Raw genomic sequence first — 17,567 nt, 5'->3', positions numbered from 1 at the left:
GCGCCGATCCGACCGCGATGACACCAGGGGTCGACATGATCGGCCTGGCGTCGGCCGGCGTGCCGCCTGAGGGCGCGCCGGGCGACGCGGCCGTGGACCGGCCTCCGGGATCTCGGTATGACGCTCGGCGCGCGGGCGCGGCGCATGTGGGGTGCCGCCGGCGGCTCCGCGCCTCGGGTGAACCCATGAACCTGCCCCAGAAGCTCCGAACGCTGTTCCTGCTGCCCCTCGTCGCTCCGCTCGCCTGCGGCGGGGCCCCGGCGCAGGCGCCGGCGCCGCCCCAGAAGGCCGCCGCCGCGCCGCCCCCGGCAGCCCCGGCGGGCGCGGCGGCCCCGGCGGTCGCCGCCCCGGCCGCGCCGTCGCAGGCCGGGCCGCGCGCCGATGCGACGCTCGTGCCCCGGCGCCTGCTCTTCGGCAACCCGGATCGCATGTCGCCCCAGATCAGCCCCGACGGGCAGCGGCTCGGCTTCCTCGCCCCCTCCGAGGGCGTGCTCAACGTGTGGGTCGGCCCGGCCCTGGAGCCGGCGGCCGCCAAGCCGGTCACGAAGGAGAAGAGCCGCGGCGTGCGCACCTTCATGTTCCCGTACGCGAGCGACGTCGTCCTCTATCGGCAGGACAAGGGCGGGGACGAGAACTGGCACGTCTACGCCGTCGATCTCAGGACCGGTCAGATCAAGGACCTCACGCCGTTCGAGGGCATCTCCGCGACGATCGAGGGGCTGAGCCAGAAGATCCCGAACGAGGTCCTGATCGGCATGAACGACCGGGACAAGAAGCTCCACGACCTCTACCGGGTCGACGTCCGCACCGGCGAACGCAAGCTCGTGCGGCAGAACGACGGGTTCTCCGGGTTCGTCGCCGACGAGGACTTCAAGGCGCGGCTCGCGGCGCGGATGACCCCCGCCGGAGGCCAGGAGTACCTCGATCTCACCGGCAAGGAGCCGAAGCCGTTCGTCGCGTTCGGGCCGGAGGACGCGGTCACGAGCGAGGCGATCGGCTTCGACGCGACCGGCAGGACGCTCTATTTCCGGGACAGCCGCGGCCGCGACACCTCCGCGCTCGTGACGCTGGACCTCCGGACCGCGAAGCCCAAGGTGCTCGCCGAGGACGCGAAGGCCGACATCGCCGGCGCGATCGTCCACCCGAAGACGGGCAAGGTCCAGGCGGCGGCCTCCGAGCGCGAGCGCAAGCGCTGGCAGGTGCTCGACAAGAGCATCCAGCTCGACCTCGACGCCCTACGCGCCGTCGCCGACGGCGACCTGGACGTGCTGAGCCGCTCGCTCGACGACAGGCGCTGGACGGTCGGCTACACCGTCTCCAACGGCCCGGCGCGGTATTACCTCTACGATCGCACCACGAAGAGGGCGACGTTCCTCTTCACGAACCGGCCGGCGCTCGAGTCGGCGCCGCTCGTGAGGATGAAGCCCGTGGTCATCAAGGCGCGCGACGGCCTCGAGCTCGTGAGCTACCTGTCGCTGCCGCGCGCCGCCGATCCCGACGAGGACGGCAAGCCGGACAAGCCGCTCTCGACGGTGCTCCTCGTCCACGGCGGCCCCTGGGCGCGCAGCTCCTGGCGCCTCGACCCGATGCACCAGTGGCTCGCCAACCGCGGCTACGCCGTGCTGAGCGTCAACTTCCGGGGCTCGACGGGGTTCGGGAAGAAGTTCGTCAACGCGGGCAACCTCGAGTGGGCGGGCAAGATGCACAACGACCTGCTCGACGCGGTGGCCTGGTCGGTGGCGCAGGGCATCGCCGACAAGGACCGCGTGGCGATCATGGGCGGCAGCTACGGCGGCTACGCGACGCTCGTGGGCCTGACCTTCACGCCCGAGACCTTCGCCTGCGGCGTCGACATCGTCGGCCCGTCGAACCTCGTGACGCTGCTCGAGTCGATCCCGCCCTACTGGGCGCCGATGCTCGAGCTCTTCGCCAAGCGGGTCGGCGACCCCCGCACCGAGGACGGCCGCGATCGCCTGCGATCCCGCTCGCCGCTCTACCTCGCCGACCAGATCAAGCGGCCCCTCCTCATCGGCCAGGGCGCGAACGACCCGCGCGTGAAGCAGGCCGAGAGCGATCAGATCGTCAAGGCGATGACGGGCAAGGGGATGCCGGTGACGTACGTGCTGTACCCCGACGAGGGCCACGGGTTCGCCCGCCCGGAGAACGCCATGTCGTTCAACGCGATCGCGGAGACCTTCCTCGCGCAGTGCCTCGGCGGCTCGTACGAGCCGATCGGCAACGACTTCAAGGGGTCGACCGTCACCGTGCCCGTCGGCGCCGAGGCCGTCCACGGGCTCTCCGCGGCGCTCCCCGGGCGCTGAGCTCCCCGCCTCTCCCGCGGGCGCGGCGCGACGGCCGGGCCCGCGGAGGCCCGCCGCGTCGGGCCCTGGCGCGCCGTCCCGCCGCCGCTACGTCTGCTGCGGCGACGCGCTCCGCGGGCGCCGCCGCGACCCGGGCTCGCTGGCCGGAGAGACGCTCGACAGGTCGTCGAGCGTCTCGAGCAGCTGCTCCAGGTCGAACGGCTTGTTGATGATCCGCGTCGCGTCCGGGTGGTTCGGGTCGATGCAGAACCCGGGGTCGCTGAGCGCGGTCACGAGCACGACCGGCACCGCCCTCCCCTCGGCCGCGAGCGTCTCCATGAGGCGCGGCCCGTCCATGAACGGCATCACGCAGTCGAGGACGATGACGTCCGGCAGCGCCTGGGAGCGCAGCCGCTCCAGCGCCTCGAGCGAGTCGGTGTACCCCTCGACGTCGTATCCCTCGGCCAGCAGCACCTCTTCCAGCGTCTCGACGATCGCGTCGTCGTCGTCGACGATGACGATGCGCCGCCGCCTCCCTCGTACCGCGTCTCCTTGCTCGTCGCTCACGCTCACCTCGGTGGAGAACCCCGGTGTCACTTCTGGGACCGGCCGCTGTCTCCGTCGACCCTCGGGCGCCCCCCTCTGTGCGAATTGTTTACAGGCTCTCCCGGTGCTCGCGCCAGCAGCTCCAGCAGCCCCCGCCTCCGCCGCCGCTCCGGCTCTCCCGTGACGAGCCGGCCGCGGCCTCACCCCTGGCGCTGGGCCTGCCCGGCCGGCGGCGAGAGGTCTGGCGCGTTCGCCAGCTTGGTGTGCAGCTGGACAGGCTGCTGCCGCAGCCGCAGGCGCATGTTGACGAGCTCGACGCCGAGCGAGAAGGCCATGGCGAAGTAGATGTACGCCTTGCTGATGTGCTGGCCCATGCCGTCGGCCACGAGCACCACGCCGATGAGCATCAGGAAGCTCAGCGCGAGGATCTTCATGCTCGGGTGGCGGTGGATGAAGGTGCCGATTCTCCCGGCGAAGACGAGCATCACGCCCACCGCGATGAACATGGCAAGCATCATGATCGAGATGTGCTGCGCCATGCCGACCGCGGTGATGACCGAATCGAGCGAGAAGACGATGTCGAGCAGCACGATCTGCACAATGACCGACGGGAACGACGCCCCGGTCTTCGGCTGGTCTTCCTTGACGTCGGCGACCTCGAGCTTGTCGAACATCTCGTGCGTCGCCTTGCCGATCAGGAACACTCCGCCGCCGAGCAGGATCAGGTCACGCCCGCTGAAGTCGTGTCCCAGGAGGCTGAACAGGCTGGCCTTGAGCCCCATGACCCACGAGATCGTGAGCAGGAGGAGCAGCCGCATCCCGAGGGCGAGCAGGAGGCCGATGCGGCGGGCCAGCGGCTGCTGCTCCGCCGGCAACTTCGCCGTCATGATGGACAGGAAGACGATGTTGTCGATGCCGAGGACGATCTCCAGCGCGCTGAGCGTCGCCAGCGTGATCCAGCCATCGGCGTGCAGAAAGGCGCTCATGTCGGGCATCGGGGTGGCCCGTTGTAGCATGAGGCGCCGCGGTCGCCTGCAACGTCATCGTCACGCTGGCACGGGTTCCCGCTCGTTCCCCGCTGGATGCAGGGAGGATCTTGCTTCCTTGTTCAGGGAGCGCGGGCGATCGCAAGGCAGCGGCCGCGCATGCGGCCGCATGCGCTGACCGCGCGCCGGCGCTTTCGCCCGCGCTCCCACGCTCCCGCGCGCCGCTTGACGTGGCATGTTGGGATCCGGTACAGATGGTAGGGAAGTACGATCAAGTGGATCTGCCTCCTTCCTGGCTTCCAGGTGAGCTCCTGAGGGGTGTTGGCGAGCTCTCCGGTCATTGCCGTGCCTTCGCGTTGCCACACGGGCGAGGCGCCAGGGTCGCCTGTTGCTCACAGGGGACAGGTAGTCTGGCGCGAGAGGAGACGACCTCGTGACGGTGGTTCCGAAGGTCGGCCTGGGGGAGGAAGAGCGCTGGGCCGCCGGCGGCGATGACGCCATGTCGCTGGAGCGGGCCATTTTTCGGACAGATCCGCGGGCAGATCCGCAGGAAGAGCCGCCGTCGGAGCTGCCTCAGGCGTGCTGGCTGGACGGCGACGCGGTCTGGCTACGACTCGATGGGCTCGACCACGGCCACCCGGTCGTCCTGCTCGGCGCGATGGGCGCCTGGGTCGAGCCCGATTATCAGACCTCGTTTCCCTTCGGCAGCGTCGTCGGCGTGCGCCTGTACTTCCGCGGCGTCGAGATCGGCCCGCTCCCCGCCCTCGTGGGCCTGCAGTCGATGGGGCTGCGGGGCCCGCTCATCGGGCTGTGCTTCCAGGAGGTGTCCGCGCGCGCGAGCGGCCAGATCCGCGACGCGCTGCGCGCGCTCGTCGCCGCCGGCACGGCAAAGGCCGCCGCCGCCAACCTCTTCCGGCCCTCGGCCACGGGCGCCGCGCAGGTGCGCGAGATCATCGACGACCCGCGGCGGGTGCGCGACATCCTGAGCGTCCTCCTGCGGAAGAAGGGCGTCGTCCGCCGCGCCGCCGAGGGCGCGCCCTCCATGTGCGTGATGCTTAGCGAGGTGGGGGTCGGGACGGTCCGGTGGTTCGGCGTCGAGGGCTGGAGCGAGGCCGCCGCGGTCGAGATCGCCGGGCACAGCTCGGTCTTCCGGTTCAACATCCGGGCAGAGCAGGTGCGCCCGGGCGAGATCGTGTCCGCGCTGCCCGCCCGGGTGGAGCGCCTCCGCCAGAGCCTCCAGCAGCGGGGCGTCGAGGTCGAGCTCACCGCGCGCTTCCTGCACCCGCACTGGCTCCACCTGCCGCCCGTCGAGGCCGAGGTGGTCGACGTGTCGTTCTCGAGCCTGCGGCTCGCGCTCGGGGAGGGGCAGCCCCCGCTCACGCCCAGGCTCAAGCTGGCGCTGGAGCTCCCCGACGGCGATGACGGGGTGATCCACCTCCTCGGCGAGGTGCGGTCCGTCTCCGCGGGCGAGGGCGCCGCCGCCCAGCTCGGCAGCGTGCACGTCGTGGCCGCGAAGCGCGAGGACGAGCGGCGCTGGCTGCGGCTCGTGTCGCGCATCCTGCACGCGACGACCTACGGCGGGAGCGCCTGGCAGGCGGAGTTCTGGGACCTCTTCGCCTCGTCAGGCTACTTCAACCTGTCCGGGCGGCGCCCGGAGCACTTCGAGTCCATCAAGCCGTGCGTCATGAGGATGGCGCAGAAGGCCGCGGCGACGCCGCACCTCCTGCACAACGTGACCTGCCTCTCCGAGCACGGCATCGAGGGCAATTTCTCGGTGATGAAGCCTTACCACAGCACGTGGATGTTTCATCAGCTCGCGAAGCGGCCGAAGAGCGCGTCGAACCTGAGCTCCCGGCAGGTGCTCCGCGACATCTTCACGCGCTGCTGCGAGTACGCGCTGGCGGACCCGGACTGCCGGTGGGTCATCGTCTACGCCGAGGCGCACGTCGCCTGGAACGAGCGGTCGTTCTTCGAGTTCGCCCGCAGGCACGAGGCGACAGGGCTCGCCCTCGCGATGCCGTTCCGCCTGATCGGCGTCGACGTGCCGGCGCTGCCTCCGCAGGTCTCTTGGGCGGGCGCGGGCGCGGGCGCGGGCGCTGACGTGGACGTGCGCGAGAAGCCCTTCGAGATCGGCGAGGCGACCCCGGGGGAGCAGGCGGCGCTGCTCGGGCAGCTGTGCGCCACGTCGCCGCGCCTGTACACCGAGGCGCTCGACCTCGTGCCGGGCAGGCTCGCGCTCGGGCCCTGCGTCGAGCGCTGGCGCAGCGCGGGCTTCGAGCGGGAGCGCGCGCTGCTCGTCGCGCGCCAGGGCGGCGAGCCCCTGGCGGCCGCCGTCCTCGAGCTCGGCGAGCTCGGCACGAACCTCTTCCGGCTGCTCGACTCGGTCCGCCTCGTCCCGCTGTGCCCCGGCGGCGACGCCGCGTTCGGCCCGCTCCTCGACGCCGTGTGCGGCTGGTTCCAGGAGCACCACCGGACGTCGTTCATCTACTTCGGCGAGCGCGGCAGGATGACCTACTCCGGTCCTGCCAGCCTGAACGACCTCGGCGAAGGGCGGCTGTGGATCGTCGCCAGAGAGCTCGTCCCGGAGTTCGTGGAGCACGTTTACCAGCTCACCGAGCCCAAGCCGCCGCACCGCTAGAGTGACAAATGGGTTGAAACCACGAGAAAAAGCAGGAATTTTCACAGGGAGGCGGGGAGGCGGGGAGGCGGGGAGCTAAAGACGGCAAGAGAAAGAACTTCATTTTTTTTTCTTCCTCCCCGCCTCCCCGCCTCCCTGTGAAAATTCTCCGGCTTTCAACGTGATCGGTGTTCTAGCGGTCCAGGGCCGTCGGGACAGGCGCTGTCGTCTCTGGATCTCGGCTCCCCAGCGAGGAGGCATGTACCAGCTCAAGATCGACAGGATCAACGCCGTCATCGAGGTCACGTTGAAAGGCGTCGTGCGCGCCGAGGAGGCGCAGGCGTACGCCGCCGAGTACAAGAAGGCGCTCGGCTCGCTCTATGGCCGGAGGATCCGCGTCCTCGTGGACTTCCGGGGCTTCTCCATCGCCTCCGAGCAGGCGACGGAGCTGCTCCGCGATACAGGGGCGACCTCGGCCGCGATGGGGGTGATCAGGACCGCCGAGCTGGTCCAGAGCGACCTCGCCGCGCTGCAGGCGGGCCGGATCGCCCGCGAGTCGGGGACCGCGGAGCTCGTGCGCGTCTTCAAGGACGAGGGCGCGGCGCGCGCCTGGCTCTTCGGCGACCGCGCCGCGACCTGACCGCGGCCGCGGGGCTGCCCGGGCCGGCGCGCGCGAGCCGTCGCCCAGCTCGCGCCAGCGCTGGGCGACGGCTCGCGCGCCGGCCCGCTCAGCGCGCGACGAGCACTTCCTCGAGGGGCCGGCGGAGCGAGCGCGTCGACGCCGGGCCCGCGAGCGACAGGCGGAAGAGCAGGATCTCGGCCGTCGCGTCGGCGACGTCGAACAGCCGGAGGTACCGCTCCCGGAGCGCCCTCGCGACCTCGACGGTCTCCGGATCCATCCCCTCGCCGCCGCCCCGGACGAGGCGCGCGAACAGGTACGGCAGCGTCGCCATCGGGTAGACGGCGATGCCCCGCTGCGTCGCGGTCAGCCACGCCCGCTCGAGCGCCCGGCCGCCCTGGAAGTAGTCCGCGAGCCCGGCGCGCGGCATGGTGATCAGCGCGACGGCCATCGCCCCGGCGACCGCCTTGTGCGCCATCTTCTCCAGCGCGCCGCCGCCGCCCCAGCGCCGCACGAGGTCCATCGTGCGCCAGTCCCGGCAGATCCTGAACCCCGCCAGATCGGCCGGCGACAGCTCGAAGGCGCCGGCGAAGATGCCGTCCCGGCGCGCCGCGGCCTCCGCCTCGGTCCAGCGGATCTCCTTCATCATGTCGGCGTGCGTGCGCTGCGCGAGCAGCCGGGCGCGATCGCCGGCGCCGATCAGGGCGGCGACCTCCTCGAGCTCCGCCGGCGACTCGAGCAGCTGGAGGTCCGCTCCGGGGACGGACCGGACCGCGGCGGCGAGGGCCTCGCGGTGCTCGTCCGCGAGCGCCGCGCGCCCGCTCTGGCGCCGGTTCGTGTGCCGGAGCCCGATGGCGTCCGCCAGGGCATCCATCGCGTGGCCCTCCGCGCCGCGCACGGGCGCGCCGAAGAACTCGAACGCGGCGGTCAGGTCGTCGTCGCCCTCGCGCGGGAACGGCGAGACGCGCACGCTCAGCCCCTCGCGGTGCGCGGCGAGGACGACGTTCTCGGCGGCCGCGCCGAGCGCGACGACGCCGCCCGCCCCCTGGAAGTCGGCGAGCGACTCGGAGCGCGCCCGGTCGTGGAACAGCCCGAGGCGGCCCGCCTCGTACACCCACAGCCAGGGCTGGCAGTTGCCGCCCGAGGGCGCCGCGATCCCCGCCTCGACGAGCCGGCGCAGCTGCTCGCGGTCGAGCTCGACGGCGCCGGCCTCCCCGGCGGGCAGGCGCGCGAGCGACGCCGCGGCGAGCGCGGGGCGCGGCGTGGCCGACGCGGGCGGCGTGGCCGACGCGGGCGGCGTGGCCGACGCGGGCGGCGTGGCCGACGCGGGCGGCGTGGCCACCGCGGCGGCCGGCTCCTGCTCCGGGCCGCTGATGATCTGCTCCAGGTCGACGTAGTACCGGCCCGACCGCACCGGCTCGCCCAGGGCGATGCGGCGCGCCGTGTCCGCGGCCGCCGCCCCGCCGTGGACGACCGCCGACCCGAGCTGAGGCCACGTGCTCACCGTCTGCTGCACCTCGAGGAGCGTGGCGGCGAAGCGCGTGGAGAGCGTGTCTTGCCCGATGATCTGCATGACATACGGCACCTTGTCCTCGGTCGACAGGCCGCGGATGCGCTCGGGCCTGAGGTCGCCGACGAGCCCGTGGAGGATCGGCCGATCCGGCTCCAGATCGAAGCGCTCGACGTCGATGAGCCCCCGGTCGCTCGTGTCCATCACGACGGGGATGCGGTGGGCGCGCGCGCGCAGGCGGAGCTCCAGCTTGATATCGAGGCTGTCGCACTCGTCCACGGCGATATCGAGCTTGCCGCCCTCGAGCAGGAAGCGCTCCAGGTTGTCCGAATTGACCCCTTCGGAAAAGCACTTTACCTGGAGGAACGGGTCGAGCTCGGCGATGTCGCGCGCCGTGGCGACCACCTTGGGCACGTCGAGGTTGTGCACGCCGGTCCGGATCCGGTTCATGTTCGAGAGCTCGAGGTCGTCGAAGTCCGCGATGCGCAGCTCGCCGGCGCTCCGCTCGAGCGCGATGGTCAGCGCCACGGACTGGCCCACGGAGAGCCCGACGACGCCGATCCGCCGGCCCGCGAGCGTCGCCTGCTCCGCGGCGCTGATCTTGTACTTGTTGCGGTTGGTCCGCAGCTCGACGAACTCCGCCTCATCGAGCAGGTGCACGAGCCGGTGCGACCACGGGTAATGGACCCAGACGCCGTACGAGAGGCGCGGGACGCCGCGCAGGTGCTCGTCCACGAGCCGCGCGATCTCTTGATCTCCGAGGGTCCGGCGGGGGTGCCGGGTCTTGACGAGATCCCTGAGCTGCCGGTCGATCGTGTCGAAGACCTGCACGCGCGGGTCGTCGCGGAGCAGGCGCCCGAGCAGCTCGGCGTCCTCCTCGCGCGCCGGCCGGAAGAAGCGGGGCCACCACCCGGCCGACTCGGCGTCTCGTTGCGAAGGATGCGAGATGAGCTGCTGCCAGCTGGTCGTGGTCATCGTTGTCTCGGCCTCTCCCTGCGCGCCCGGCGCCGACCGTGCCAGCGCCGCCGCGACCTCCAGACGCTCCCTCGGCTCAGCGCGTCGTGCGGGGCGCCCGGCCGTCGATCTCGAGCCTCATCTTCGCGACCTTGTGGTGCACGAGGGCGGCTTCAGGCCCGTTGACCTCGAGATAGCGCAGGGCGGCAGCGATGTCGTTGCCCCGGAACGACCTGACCCGCGGGTTGAACCAGCTCAGCGCTATCCCGATCTGCCGCACGAGCAGCGCGTCGGTGCAGATGGCCACCGTGAGGGTGTGTTTGCTTACAAAATCGTTGATCGACGCGCGCTGCTTCGCGTTGGGGCCGCCACCGGCGGTCACCACCAGCGTCCTGGTGCACGTGGCCGGGAGCGCGATCACCGCCTGCATGTAGAGCTCCCAGTCCTCGTCGCTCGGCGGTTCCCTGCCATGGACGGCGATGAGCACGTGCTCCGTCGTGTCGAACAGCATGGTGGGATGGGTCATCGTCTCACCGAGCGCCCGCAGAGCTTACGTCCTCGCGCCGCCGAGCCGCCAGTTCGTGCAGGCGATCCCGGGGACAGCCGCGCGCGCGGCGGCCGGGCAGGGGTCCGCGAAGTCCATGGGTTGCACCTAGGACGGTTCGAACGACGCAGCAACGCTCCAGAGCGACTTTCGATGCGGTGCTGGCCTGATGCGCGGCGCGGCTCGCGACGAAGCGCCCGCGGCGCCGGGCCCCGCGCGCTGTCGCGTCCCCGCCGCGGCGCGAGGGGGACGCAGCGGATGACGCCGCCCGAGCGCGATGACGGCGGCGAGCGCTCGCGGCGACCGCGGCGCTCGCGTCGCTCGGTTCAAGCCGCGCGCGGCGCGCCCAGGGCGTACCCGAGTTGTTTCCAAAGGATTTCATGACGTGATGCTGGGAGTCGCGCCGGACGCTGTCAGCTGCGCTGTGGTCTATACTACGGAACGTGCGTGAGAGGTCACCCTCCCGTCGCGGCGACGCACTGCAATGCTGCACCGAGGCTTGACGGATGACCCCAACCGCATGTAGCGCTCGATCGGTGGGTTGTATTGTCCAGCAAACAGGGCCGGCGCCCTGCCTGCTCCGGATCTCGATGTGACCACCTCGCCGGGGGAGGGGAGTTTCGCGATGCGCGTGCTGGAAAACTTCGTCGGCGGCGCCTGGACTCGCTCTTCGGGGAAGACACACCTCGAGGTGAAGAACCCGGCGACCGGGGAATCTCTCGCCAGGGTCCCGCTCTCGACGGCGGCGGACGTGGACGCGGCGGTGAAGGCCGCGCAGGCGGCGTTCCCCGGCTGGAGCGCGACGCCGGCGGTCCAGCGGGCGCGCTACCTCTTCAAGCTGCGCGAGGTCTTCGACGCCCACCGCGACGAGATCGCGGCCATCTGCACCTCGGAGCACGGCAAGACGCTGGCCGAGGCGAGGAACGATTTCGGGCGTGGCATCGAGAACGTCGAGCACGCGGCCGGCATCCCGGCGCTGATGATGGGGCAGGCGCTCGAGGACGTGGCGTCCGGGATCGACTGCCAGGCGATCCGCCAGCCGCTCGGCGTCTTCGCGGCGATCACGCCGTTCAACTTCCCCCCGATGGTCCCGCTCTGGTTCCTGCCGTACGCGATCGCCACGGGGAACACCTTCGTCCTCAAGCCGTCGGAGCAGGTGCCGCTCTCGCAGCAGCGCATCTTCGAGCTGATGGAGCAGGTCGGGCTGCCGCCCGGGGTCGTGAACCTGGTCCACGGCGGCCGCGACGTGGTGAACGCCCTCTGCGAGCACAGGGACATCGCGGGCGTGTCGTTCGTCGGCTCGTCGTCGGTCGCGCGCCATGTCTACAAGAGCGCCGCGGAGGCGGGCAAGCGGGTCCAGGCGCTCGGCGGGGCGAAGAACTTCCTCGTGGTGATGCCGGACGCCGAGCGGCTGAAGACGATCGTCAACATCGCCGAGTCCATCTACGGCTGCTCCGGCCAGCGCTGCCTCGCCGGCAGCGTCGTCGTGTGCGTCGGCGACACCTACGAGACGGTGCGCGAGGGGCTCGTCCGCTACGCGCAGGCGATCGTCCTGGGCGACGGGTCGAAGCAGGGCGTGACCATGGGCCCGGTGATCTCGGCGGCGCACCGGGACCGGGTGCTCTCGTACATCAAGCAGGGCGTGGCGGAGGGGGCGACGCTGCTCCTCGACGGCCGGGACGCCAAGGTCGAGGGCTACCCGCACGGCAACTGGGTGGGGCCGACCCTCTTCGACGACGTGCGGCCGGGGATGGTGATCGCGACCGAGGAGATCTTCGGCCCGGTCGCCTGCCTGATGCGCGCCAAGGACCTCGACGAGGCGATCGCGATCGCGAACCGGAGCGAATACGGCAACGCGGCGTCGATCTTCACGTCGAGCGGCCGCGCGGCGCGCGAGTTCCAGCACCGCGTCGGGGCCGGGATGGTCGGCGTGAACATCGGGGTCGCGGCGCCGATGGCCTTCTTCCCCTTCGGCGGGCAGAAGGGCAGCTTCTTCGGCGACCTCAAGGCGCACGGCCCGACGGCCATCGACTTCTACACGGAGCGCAAGATCGTCATCACGAGGTGGTACTGATGGCACGAAACGTACTTGGCGGGCTGATCCAGTGCTCGACGCCGATCAACGACGAGGGCGCCTCCGTCGCGGCCATCCGGGACGCGATGTTCGAGAAGCACCTCCCGTTCATCGACGAGGCGGGGAAGAAAGGCGTGCAGATCCTCTGTTTGCAGGAGGTCTTCAACACGCCTTATTTCTGTCCCTCGCAGGACGCGAAGTGGTGTGACGTGGCCGAGCCCGTCCCCGGCCCGACGGTCGAGCGGCTCGCCGCCTACGCCAAGAAGTACAAGATGGTGATGATCATCCCCATCTACGAGCGGGAGATGGCCGGCGTCTATTACAACACGGCCGCCGTGGTCGACGCCGACGGCACCTACCTCGGCAAGTACCGGAAGACGCATATCCCGCACACGAACGGGTTCTGGGAGAAGTTCTTCTTCAAGCCCGGAAACCTCGGATATCCCACGTTCCAGACGCGGTATGCGCGGATCGGCGTGTACATCTGCTACGATCGGCACTTCCCGGAGGGGGCGCGGCTGCTCGGCCTGAACGGCGCGGAGATCGTGTGGAACCCCTCGGCGACGGTGGCCGGGCTCTCCCAGTACCTCTGGAAGCTCGAGCAGCCCGCGCACGCCGTGGCCAACGGCTACTTCATCGCCGCCTCGAACCGGGTCGGCACCGAGGCGCCATGGAACATCGGCAAGTTCTACGGCACGAGCTACTTCTGCGACCCGAGGGGCAGCTTCCTCGCGACAGGGAGCGAGGACAAGGACGAGCTCGTCGTCGCCGAGATGAACCTCGACGTGATCGAGGAGGTCCGGAGGACGTGGCAGTTCTACCGCGACCGCCGGCCCGAGAGCTACGGCGAGCTCACGAAGCAGCTGCCCTGAGGGCCGTCGGCCGCGGCGCGAGGACGGCGCGTGCTGACCGAGCCGCGTGTTGACCGGGCGTCGAGCGCCAAGCCACGCCGAAGCCCACCGCGAGGGCACCAGCAGCGCCGGGGCGCTGGTCGCGGGCGGCACTCTCCCCCGGCGTTTCCCTCGCCATGGCGGCGCCGCCCCCCGGAGGGGCTCGCCGCCCGGCGCTCACCCGCGGAGGAGCGACATGGGCATCCTGATCAAGAACGGCGAGATCATCACAGCGAGCGACCGGTTCGTCGGCGACGTCTACTGCGAGGACGGGAAGATCGCCGCCGTCGGCGCGGGGCTCGCGAAGGAGCGCGCGGGGGACACGGTGATCGACGCCTCGGGCCAGCTCATCTTCCCCGGCGGGGTCGACGCCCACGTACACATGGAGCTGCCGTTCATGGGGACGGAGAGCTCGGACGACTTCGAGACGGGCACCGCGGCGGGCGTCGCGGGGGGCACGACCTCGATCATCGACTTCGTGATCCCGAGCCGCGGGCAGCCGCTGCTCGACGGGCTCGCGATGTGGAACGAGAAGGCGAAGAAGGCGGTCGCCGACTACGCCTTCCACATGGCCGTCACCTGGTTCGGCGACGACACCCTCAAGGAGATGGCCGTCTGCACGCGCGAGCACGGCATCCCGTCGTTCAAGACCTTCATGGCCTACCGCGGGGCCATCGGCGTCGACGACCCGGAGCTCATCCAGGTGATGGAGGCCGCGAAGGGGCTCGGCGCGCTGGTGACCGTCCACGCCGAGCACGGGGACGCCGTCGTCGCGCTCCAGAAGAAGCTCCTGAAGGAGGGCAAGACGCACCCGCGGTACCACGCAGAGAGCCGCCCCGCGCCGATCGAGGGGGAGGCGACGGGGCGCGCGATCATGCTCGCGCGGGTGATCGGCGAGCCGATCTACATCGTCCACCTCACCTGCAAGGAGGCGCTCGCCGCCGTCACCGAGGCGCGGAGCCGGGGGCAGGTGGTCATGGCCGAGACGTGCCCGCAGTACCTCCTGCTCGACGACTCGGTCTACGAGAAGCCCGGCTTCGAGGGGGCGGCGTACGTGATGAGCCCGCCGATCCGGCCGAAGGGCCACCAGGAAGCGCTGTGGGCCGCGCTCTCGTCGGGGCTCATCCAGACCGTGGCGACCGACCACTGTCCCTTCAACCAGGTCGGCCAGAAGGACATGGGCAAGGACGACTTCTCGCGCATCCCGAACGGCGCCGCCGGCATCGAGAACCGCCTCGCGCTCCTCTGGACCTACGGGGTGCTCGCGGGGCGGATCGACGTCCACCGCTTCGTCGACCTCTTCTCCACGCAGCCGGCCAAGATCTTCGGGCTGTACCCGCGCAAGGGCTCGATCGTGCCGGGCGGCGACGCGGACCTCGTGGTCTTCGACCCGCAGGGGACGAGCACGATCTCCGCGAAGACCCACCACCACCGGTGCGACCGGAGCATCTTCGAGGGCTTCGAGGTGAAGGGGAGGCCGACGCACGTGATCGTCAACGGCCGGGTGCAGTGCTCGGACGGCAAGCTCGACGTGGAGCGCGGCGCGGGCCGCTACCTGCCGCGCCGGCTCGGCCAGGCCCAGGGCGCCCGGGCCGTGTAGGCGCGACCGGCCGTCGATCACCGCATGTACCGCACGCACCGCATGACCGCGCGAGCACCAGCATGACCCGAGCCCCAGCCAGCCTGTCAGCCCTCCCGTCCGGCCGGATCGAAGAGCGATTCGAGGACAAGAACCCGCGCTACACCGAGGCCGAGGCGTTCGCCGAGGCGAACCGGTGCCTCTACTGCGTCGACGCGCCCTGCGTGAAGGCGTGTCCGACGGAGATCGACATCCCGAGCTTCATCCGGAAGATCGCGACGGGCCAGGTGAAGGGCGCCGCGCGGACCATCCTCACGGCCAACCTGCTCGGCCAGTCGTGCGGGCAGGCCTGCCCCGTGGAGGTGCTCTGCGCGGGCGACTGCGTCTACAACGCGTGGGGGCGCGAGCCGATCGCGATCGGCCGCCTCCAGCGCTACGCGGTCGAGGCGGCGCTCGCGAAGGGCCCGGGGCTCCTGCGGGCGAAGCCGCCCACGGGCAGGAGCGTCGCGCTCGTCGGCGCGGGGCCGGCGTCGATCGCGGCGGCGGGCTACCTCGCGCTCGAGGGGCACCGCGCCGTGATCTTCGAGCGCAAGTCGATCCCGGGCGGGCTGAACACGCTCGGGATCGCGCCCTACAAGATGAAGGGGCACGAGGCGCTGCGCGAGCTCGAGTGGGTGCTGTCGCTCGGGGACATCGAGCTCCGCGCCGGCGTGTCGGTCGTCGAGCAGGCGGCGGCGCCGGGGGAGGTCTCGGCGCGCGACCTGCTGGCGGAGTTCGACGCAGTCTTCCTCGGGCTCGGCCTGGGCGACGACACGCGCCTCGGCATCCCCGGGGAGGACGGCGAGGGCGTGGTGGGCGCGACGGCGTTCATCGAGCGGCTCAAGGCCGATCCGCGCCTGGAGCTGACGGGCGTGCGGCGCGCGGCCGTCGTCGGCGGCGGCAACACGGCGCTCGACGTCGCCCACGAGCTCGCGCTGCTCGGCGTGGACGTGGCGATCGTGTACCGCCGGTCGGAGGCCGAGATGTCGGGCTACGCGCACGAGCTCGAGGGCGCGCGGGTCGCGGGCGCGCGGCTCATCGAGAACCGGGTGCCGGTCGAGGTGGCGCGCGACGGCGGGCGGCTCGTCGGGCTGCGGATCGCGCCCGCCGACGCGGGGGCGCGGCGGGAGGCGCCGCAGGGCGCCGCGCCGGCCGCGGAGGAGCTCGTACCGGCCGACCTCGTCGCCGTCGCGATCGGGCAGAGCCGGGCGACGCGGGTGGCGCTCGCGTTCGAGGGCGTGGCGCTCGACGCGCGGGGGCGCGTGGTGGTCGACCCGGCGACGCACCGCACGGGCAACCCGAGGGTCTACAGCGGCGGCGACTGCGTGAACGGCGGCAAGGAGGTCGTCAACGCGGTCGCCGAGGCGAAGATCGCCGCGCGCGCGATGCACGAGGCGATGATGCAGCGGGCGGGCGCCGCGGCGCCCGGGCCCGCACCGCAAGGGGAGTGAGCGATGGCCGATCTGTCTGTCGACTTCGCCGGGATCAAGAGCCCGAACCCGTTCTGGCTCGCCTCGGCGCCGCCGACGAACACCGGCGACCAGGTCCGGCGCGCCTTCGACGCCGGCTGGGGCGGCGCCGTCTGGAAAACGCTCGGAAACCCGATCGTCAACGTGTCGAGCCGGTTCGGAGGCATCGACTACGGCACGATGCGGCTCATGGGGCTCAACAACGTCGAGCTCATCACCGACCGCCCGCTGGAGGTGAACCTCCGGGAGATGCGCGAGGTCAAGCGGCGCTACCCGGGCCACGCGCTCATCGCGTCGCTGATGGTCGAGACGAAGGACGAGTGGCGCGAGATCATCCGCAAGGCCGAGGACACGGGCGCCGACGGGCTCGAGCTCAACTTCGGCTGCCCGCACGGGATGTGCGAGCGCGGCATGGGCTCGGCGGTCGGCAACGAGCCGGCGGTGCTCCAGGAGATCGCGCGCTGGGCCGTCGAGTTCGCGACGACGCCCGTCATCGTGAAGCTCACGCCGAACGTCGGCGACATCCTCGAGCCGGGCGAGGCGGTGCTCCGCTCCGGGGCCCACGGCATCTCGCTGATCAACACGATCAAGTCGCTCATGGGCGTCGATCTGGAGCGGATGGTCCCGCTGCCGCGGGTGGGCGGCGCGTCGACCAACGGCGGCTACTGCGGGCCCGCGGTCAAGCCGATCGCGCTCCACATGCTGAGCCAGCTGGCGCGCCACCCCGAGATCGGCCGGCTGCCGATCTCGGGCATCGGCGGCATCTCGAGCTCCCGCGACGCCGCGGAGTTCATCGCGCTCGGCGCGACCAGCGTGCAGGTGTGCACCGCGGTGATGCACCACGGCTACCGCATCGTCGAGGAGATGATCGAGGGGCTCGGCGACTGGCTCGACGAGCGCGGGATGCGGTCGGTGAGCGAGCTCCGCGGCAGGGCGGTCGCGCAGGTGCAGGAGTGGGGCGAGCTCGACCTCTCGTACCGCGTGGTGGCCGAGATCAGCGCCGAGAAGTGCATCGGCTGCCAGCTGTGTTACGTGGCGTGCATGGACGGGGCGCACCAGTGCATCCACCTGCCCGGCAGGACGGAGGCGGAGGCGCGCGCGGCGGGGCACACGCACCTCCCGAAGGTCCTCCCGGACCGCGCGGTGACGGCGGATCCGAGCGGGGTCGCGGCGCCGTCGCGGGTCCCGTTCGTGGACGAGGAGGAGTGCATCGGCTGCAACCTGTGCGCGCTCGTGTGCCCGGTGTCCGGGTGCATCACGATGAAGGAGGTGCCTTCAGGCAAGCCGCCCGAGACGTGGAACGACCGTGTCCAGAAGGGGACAGACTTCGTGCCTGGCGGCCTGGAAGCGACCGCCCGCGCGCGCAGCTCTTGATCCCGGGCTCCTCACCCGCCGGCCTGGAGCCCGCGACGACCGCGAACGCGCACGCGCCGGCGGAGC

12 protein-coding genes are annotated in these 17,567 nt (G+C 71.4%); 8 read left to right on the top strand and 4 right to left on the bottom strand.

What is annotated here, in order from left to right; all coding sequences use genetic code 11:
• The first annotated feature begins 185 nt into the window (after nt 1–185).
• Nucleotides 186–2,321: a S9 family peptidase gene (locus WME85_RS38585; protein WP_437828261.1), complete on the top strand. Its 2,136-nt coding sequence runs from the start codon at nt 186–188 to the stop codon at nt 2,319–2,321.
• An 87-nt stretch (nt 2,322–2,408) separates the two neighbouring features.
• On the opposite strand, the gene WME85_RS38580 is transcribed toward WME85_RS38585, so the two are convergent.
• Both WME85_RS38580 and WME85_RS38575 read right to left on the bottom strand, forming a co-directional pair.
• Nucleotides 2,409–2,867, bottom strand: a complete 459-nt coding sequence (locus WME85_RS38580) for a response regulator (RefSeq protein ID WP_437828260.1) — start codon at nt 2,865–2,867, stop codon at nt 2,409–2,411.
• Between the two features lie 179 nt (nt 2,868–3,046).
• A complete protein-coding gene (locus WME85_RS38575; protein WP_437828257.1) occupies nt 3,047–3,832 on the bottom strand; it encodes a TerC family protein in 786 nt (261 codons plus the stop codon).
• Nucleotides 3,833–4,265: 433 nt separating this feature from the next.
• On the opposite strand from WME85_RS38575, the gene WME85_RS38570 reads away from it, so the two are divergent.
• Together WME85_RS38570 and WME85_RS38565 are read left to right on the top strand one after the other, a co-directional pair.
• The gene (locus tag WME85_RS38570) at nt 4,266–6,470 is read left to right on the top strand and encodes a hypothetical protein (RefSeq protein WP_437828255.1); all 2,205 of its coding nucleotides are present in this window, start codon (nt 4,266–4,268) and stop codon (nt 6,468–6,470) included.
• Between the two features lie 238 nt (nt 6,471–6,708).
• A complete protein-coding gene (locus WME85_RS38565; RefSeq protein WP_437304044.1) occupies nt 6,709–7,089 on the top strand; it encodes an STAS/SEC14 domain-containing protein in 381 nt (126 codons plus the stop codon).
• An 88-nt stretch (nt 7,090–7,177) separates the two neighbouring features.
• Here the strand turns inward: WME85_RS38565 and WME85_RS38560 are convergent, their stop codons facing one another.
• Nucleotides 7,178–9,553: an Rv1355c family protein gene (locus WME85_RS38560; RefSeq protein WP_437828253.1), complete on the bottom strand. Its 2,376-nt coding sequence runs from the start codon at nt 9,551–9,553 to the stop codon at nt 7,178–7,180.
• 76 nt (nt 9,554–9,629) lie between these two features.
• Nucleotides 9,630–10,058, bottom strand: a complete 429-nt coding sequence (locus WME85_RS38555; RefSeq protein ID WP_437828252.1) for a hypothetical protein — start codon at nt 10,056–10,058, stop codon at nt 9,630–9,632.
• Nucleotides 10,059–10,701: 643 nt separating this feature from the next.
• On the opposite strand from WME85_RS38555, the gene WME85_RS38550 reads away from it, so the two are divergent.
• The 5 genes from WME85_RS38550 to preA all read left to right on the top strand — a co-directional run bounded on the left by WME85_RS38550 (nt 10,702) and on the right by preA (nt 17,501).
• Nucleotides 10,702–12,150, top strand: coding sequence for a CoA-acylating methylmalonate-semialdehyde dehydrogenase (locus tag WME85_RS38550; RefSeq protein WP_437828250.1), 1,449 nt, complete (start codon nt 10,702–10,704; stop codon nt 12,148–12,150).
• Nucleotides 12,150–13,022: a nitrilase-related carbon-nitrogen hydrolase gene (locus WME85_RS38545; RefSeq protein ID WP_437828248.1), complete on the top strand. Its 873-nt coding sequence runs from the start codon at nt 12,150–12,152 to the stop codon at nt 13,020–13,022. Before WME85_RS38550 ends, WME85_RS38545 begins: the two co-directional genes overlap by 1 nt.
• A gap of 214 nt (nt 13,023–13,236) precedes the next feature.
• A complete protein-coding gene (hydA, locus tag WME85_RS38540) occupies nt 13,237–14,640 on the top strand; it encodes a dihydropyrimidinase (RefSeq protein WP_437828247.1) in 1,404 nt (467 codons plus the stop codon).
• A 62-nt stretch (nt 14,641–14,702) separates the two neighbouring features.
• Complete coding sequence (locus WME85_RS38535; RefSeq protein ID WP_437828244.1) at nt 14,703–16,109, top strand: FAD-dependent oxidoreductase; 1,407 nt, start codon at nt 14,703–14,705, stop codon at nt 16,107–16,109.
• A gap of 3 nt (nt 16,110–16,112) precedes the next feature.
• Complete coding sequence (gene preA / locus WME85_RS38530; protein WP_437828242.1) at nt 16,113–17,501, top strand: NAD-dependent dihydropyrimidine dehydrogenase subunit PreA; 1,389 nt, start codon at nt 16,113–16,115, stop codon at nt 17,499–17,501.
• Nucleotides 17,502–17,567: the final 66 nt, after the last annotated feature.

The organism is Sorangium sp. So ce1153 (assembly GCF_051521595.1).
In the GTDB taxonomy this organism is placed as follows: Bacteria; Myxococcota_A; Polyangia; order Polyangiales; family Polyangiaceae; genus Sorangium.
The sequence above is the reverse complement of the archived record's forward strand: the minus strand, read 5'-3'. Positions and strand labels throughout refer to the sequence as shown.

What these genes read in the sequence shown, in the direction of transcription:
- preA (WP_437828242.1), top strand. Translation starts at nt 16,113, where the DNA reads ATGGCCGATCTGTCTGTCGACTTCGCCGGGATCAAGAGCCCGAACCCG.
- WME85_RS38550 (WP_437828250.1), top strand. Translation starts at nt 10,702, where the DNA reads ATGCGCGTGCTGGAAAACTTCGTCGGCGGCGCCTGGACTCGCTCTTCG.
- hydA (WP_437828247.1), top strand. Translation starts at nt 13,237, where the DNA reads ATGGGCATCCTGATCAAGAACGGCGAGATCATCACAGCGAGCGACCGG.
- WME85_RS38535 (WP_437828244.1), top strand. Translation starts at nt 14,703, where the DNA reads ATGACCCGAGCCCCAGCCAGCCTGTCAGCCCTCCCGTCCGGCCGGATC.
- WME85_RS38565 (WP_437304044.1), top strand. Translation starts at nt 6,709, where the DNA reads ATGTACCAGCTCAAGATCGACAGGATCAACGCCGTCATCGAGGTCACG.
- WME85_RS38555 (WP_437828252.1), bottom strand. Translation starts at nt 10,058, where the DNA reads ATGACCCATCCCACCATGCTGTTCGACACGACGGAGCACGTGCTCATC.
- WME85_RS38575 (WP_437828257.1), bottom strand. Translation starts at nt 3,832, where the DNA reads ATGAGCGCCTTTCTGCACGCCGATGGCTGGATCACGCTGGCGACGCTC.
- WME85_RS38560 (WP_437828253.1), bottom strand. Translation starts at nt 9,553, where the DNA reads ATGACCACGACCAGCTGGCAGCAGCTCATCTCGCATCCTTCGCAACGA.
- WME85_RS38545 (WP_437828248.1), top strand. Translation starts at nt 12,150, where the DNA reads ATGGCACGAAACGTACTTGGCGGGCTGATCCAGTGCTCGACGCCGATC.
- WME85_RS38585 (WP_437828261.1), top strand. Translation starts at nt 186, where the DNA reads ATGAACCTGCCCCAGAAGCTCCGAACGCTGTTCCTGCTGCCCCTCGTC.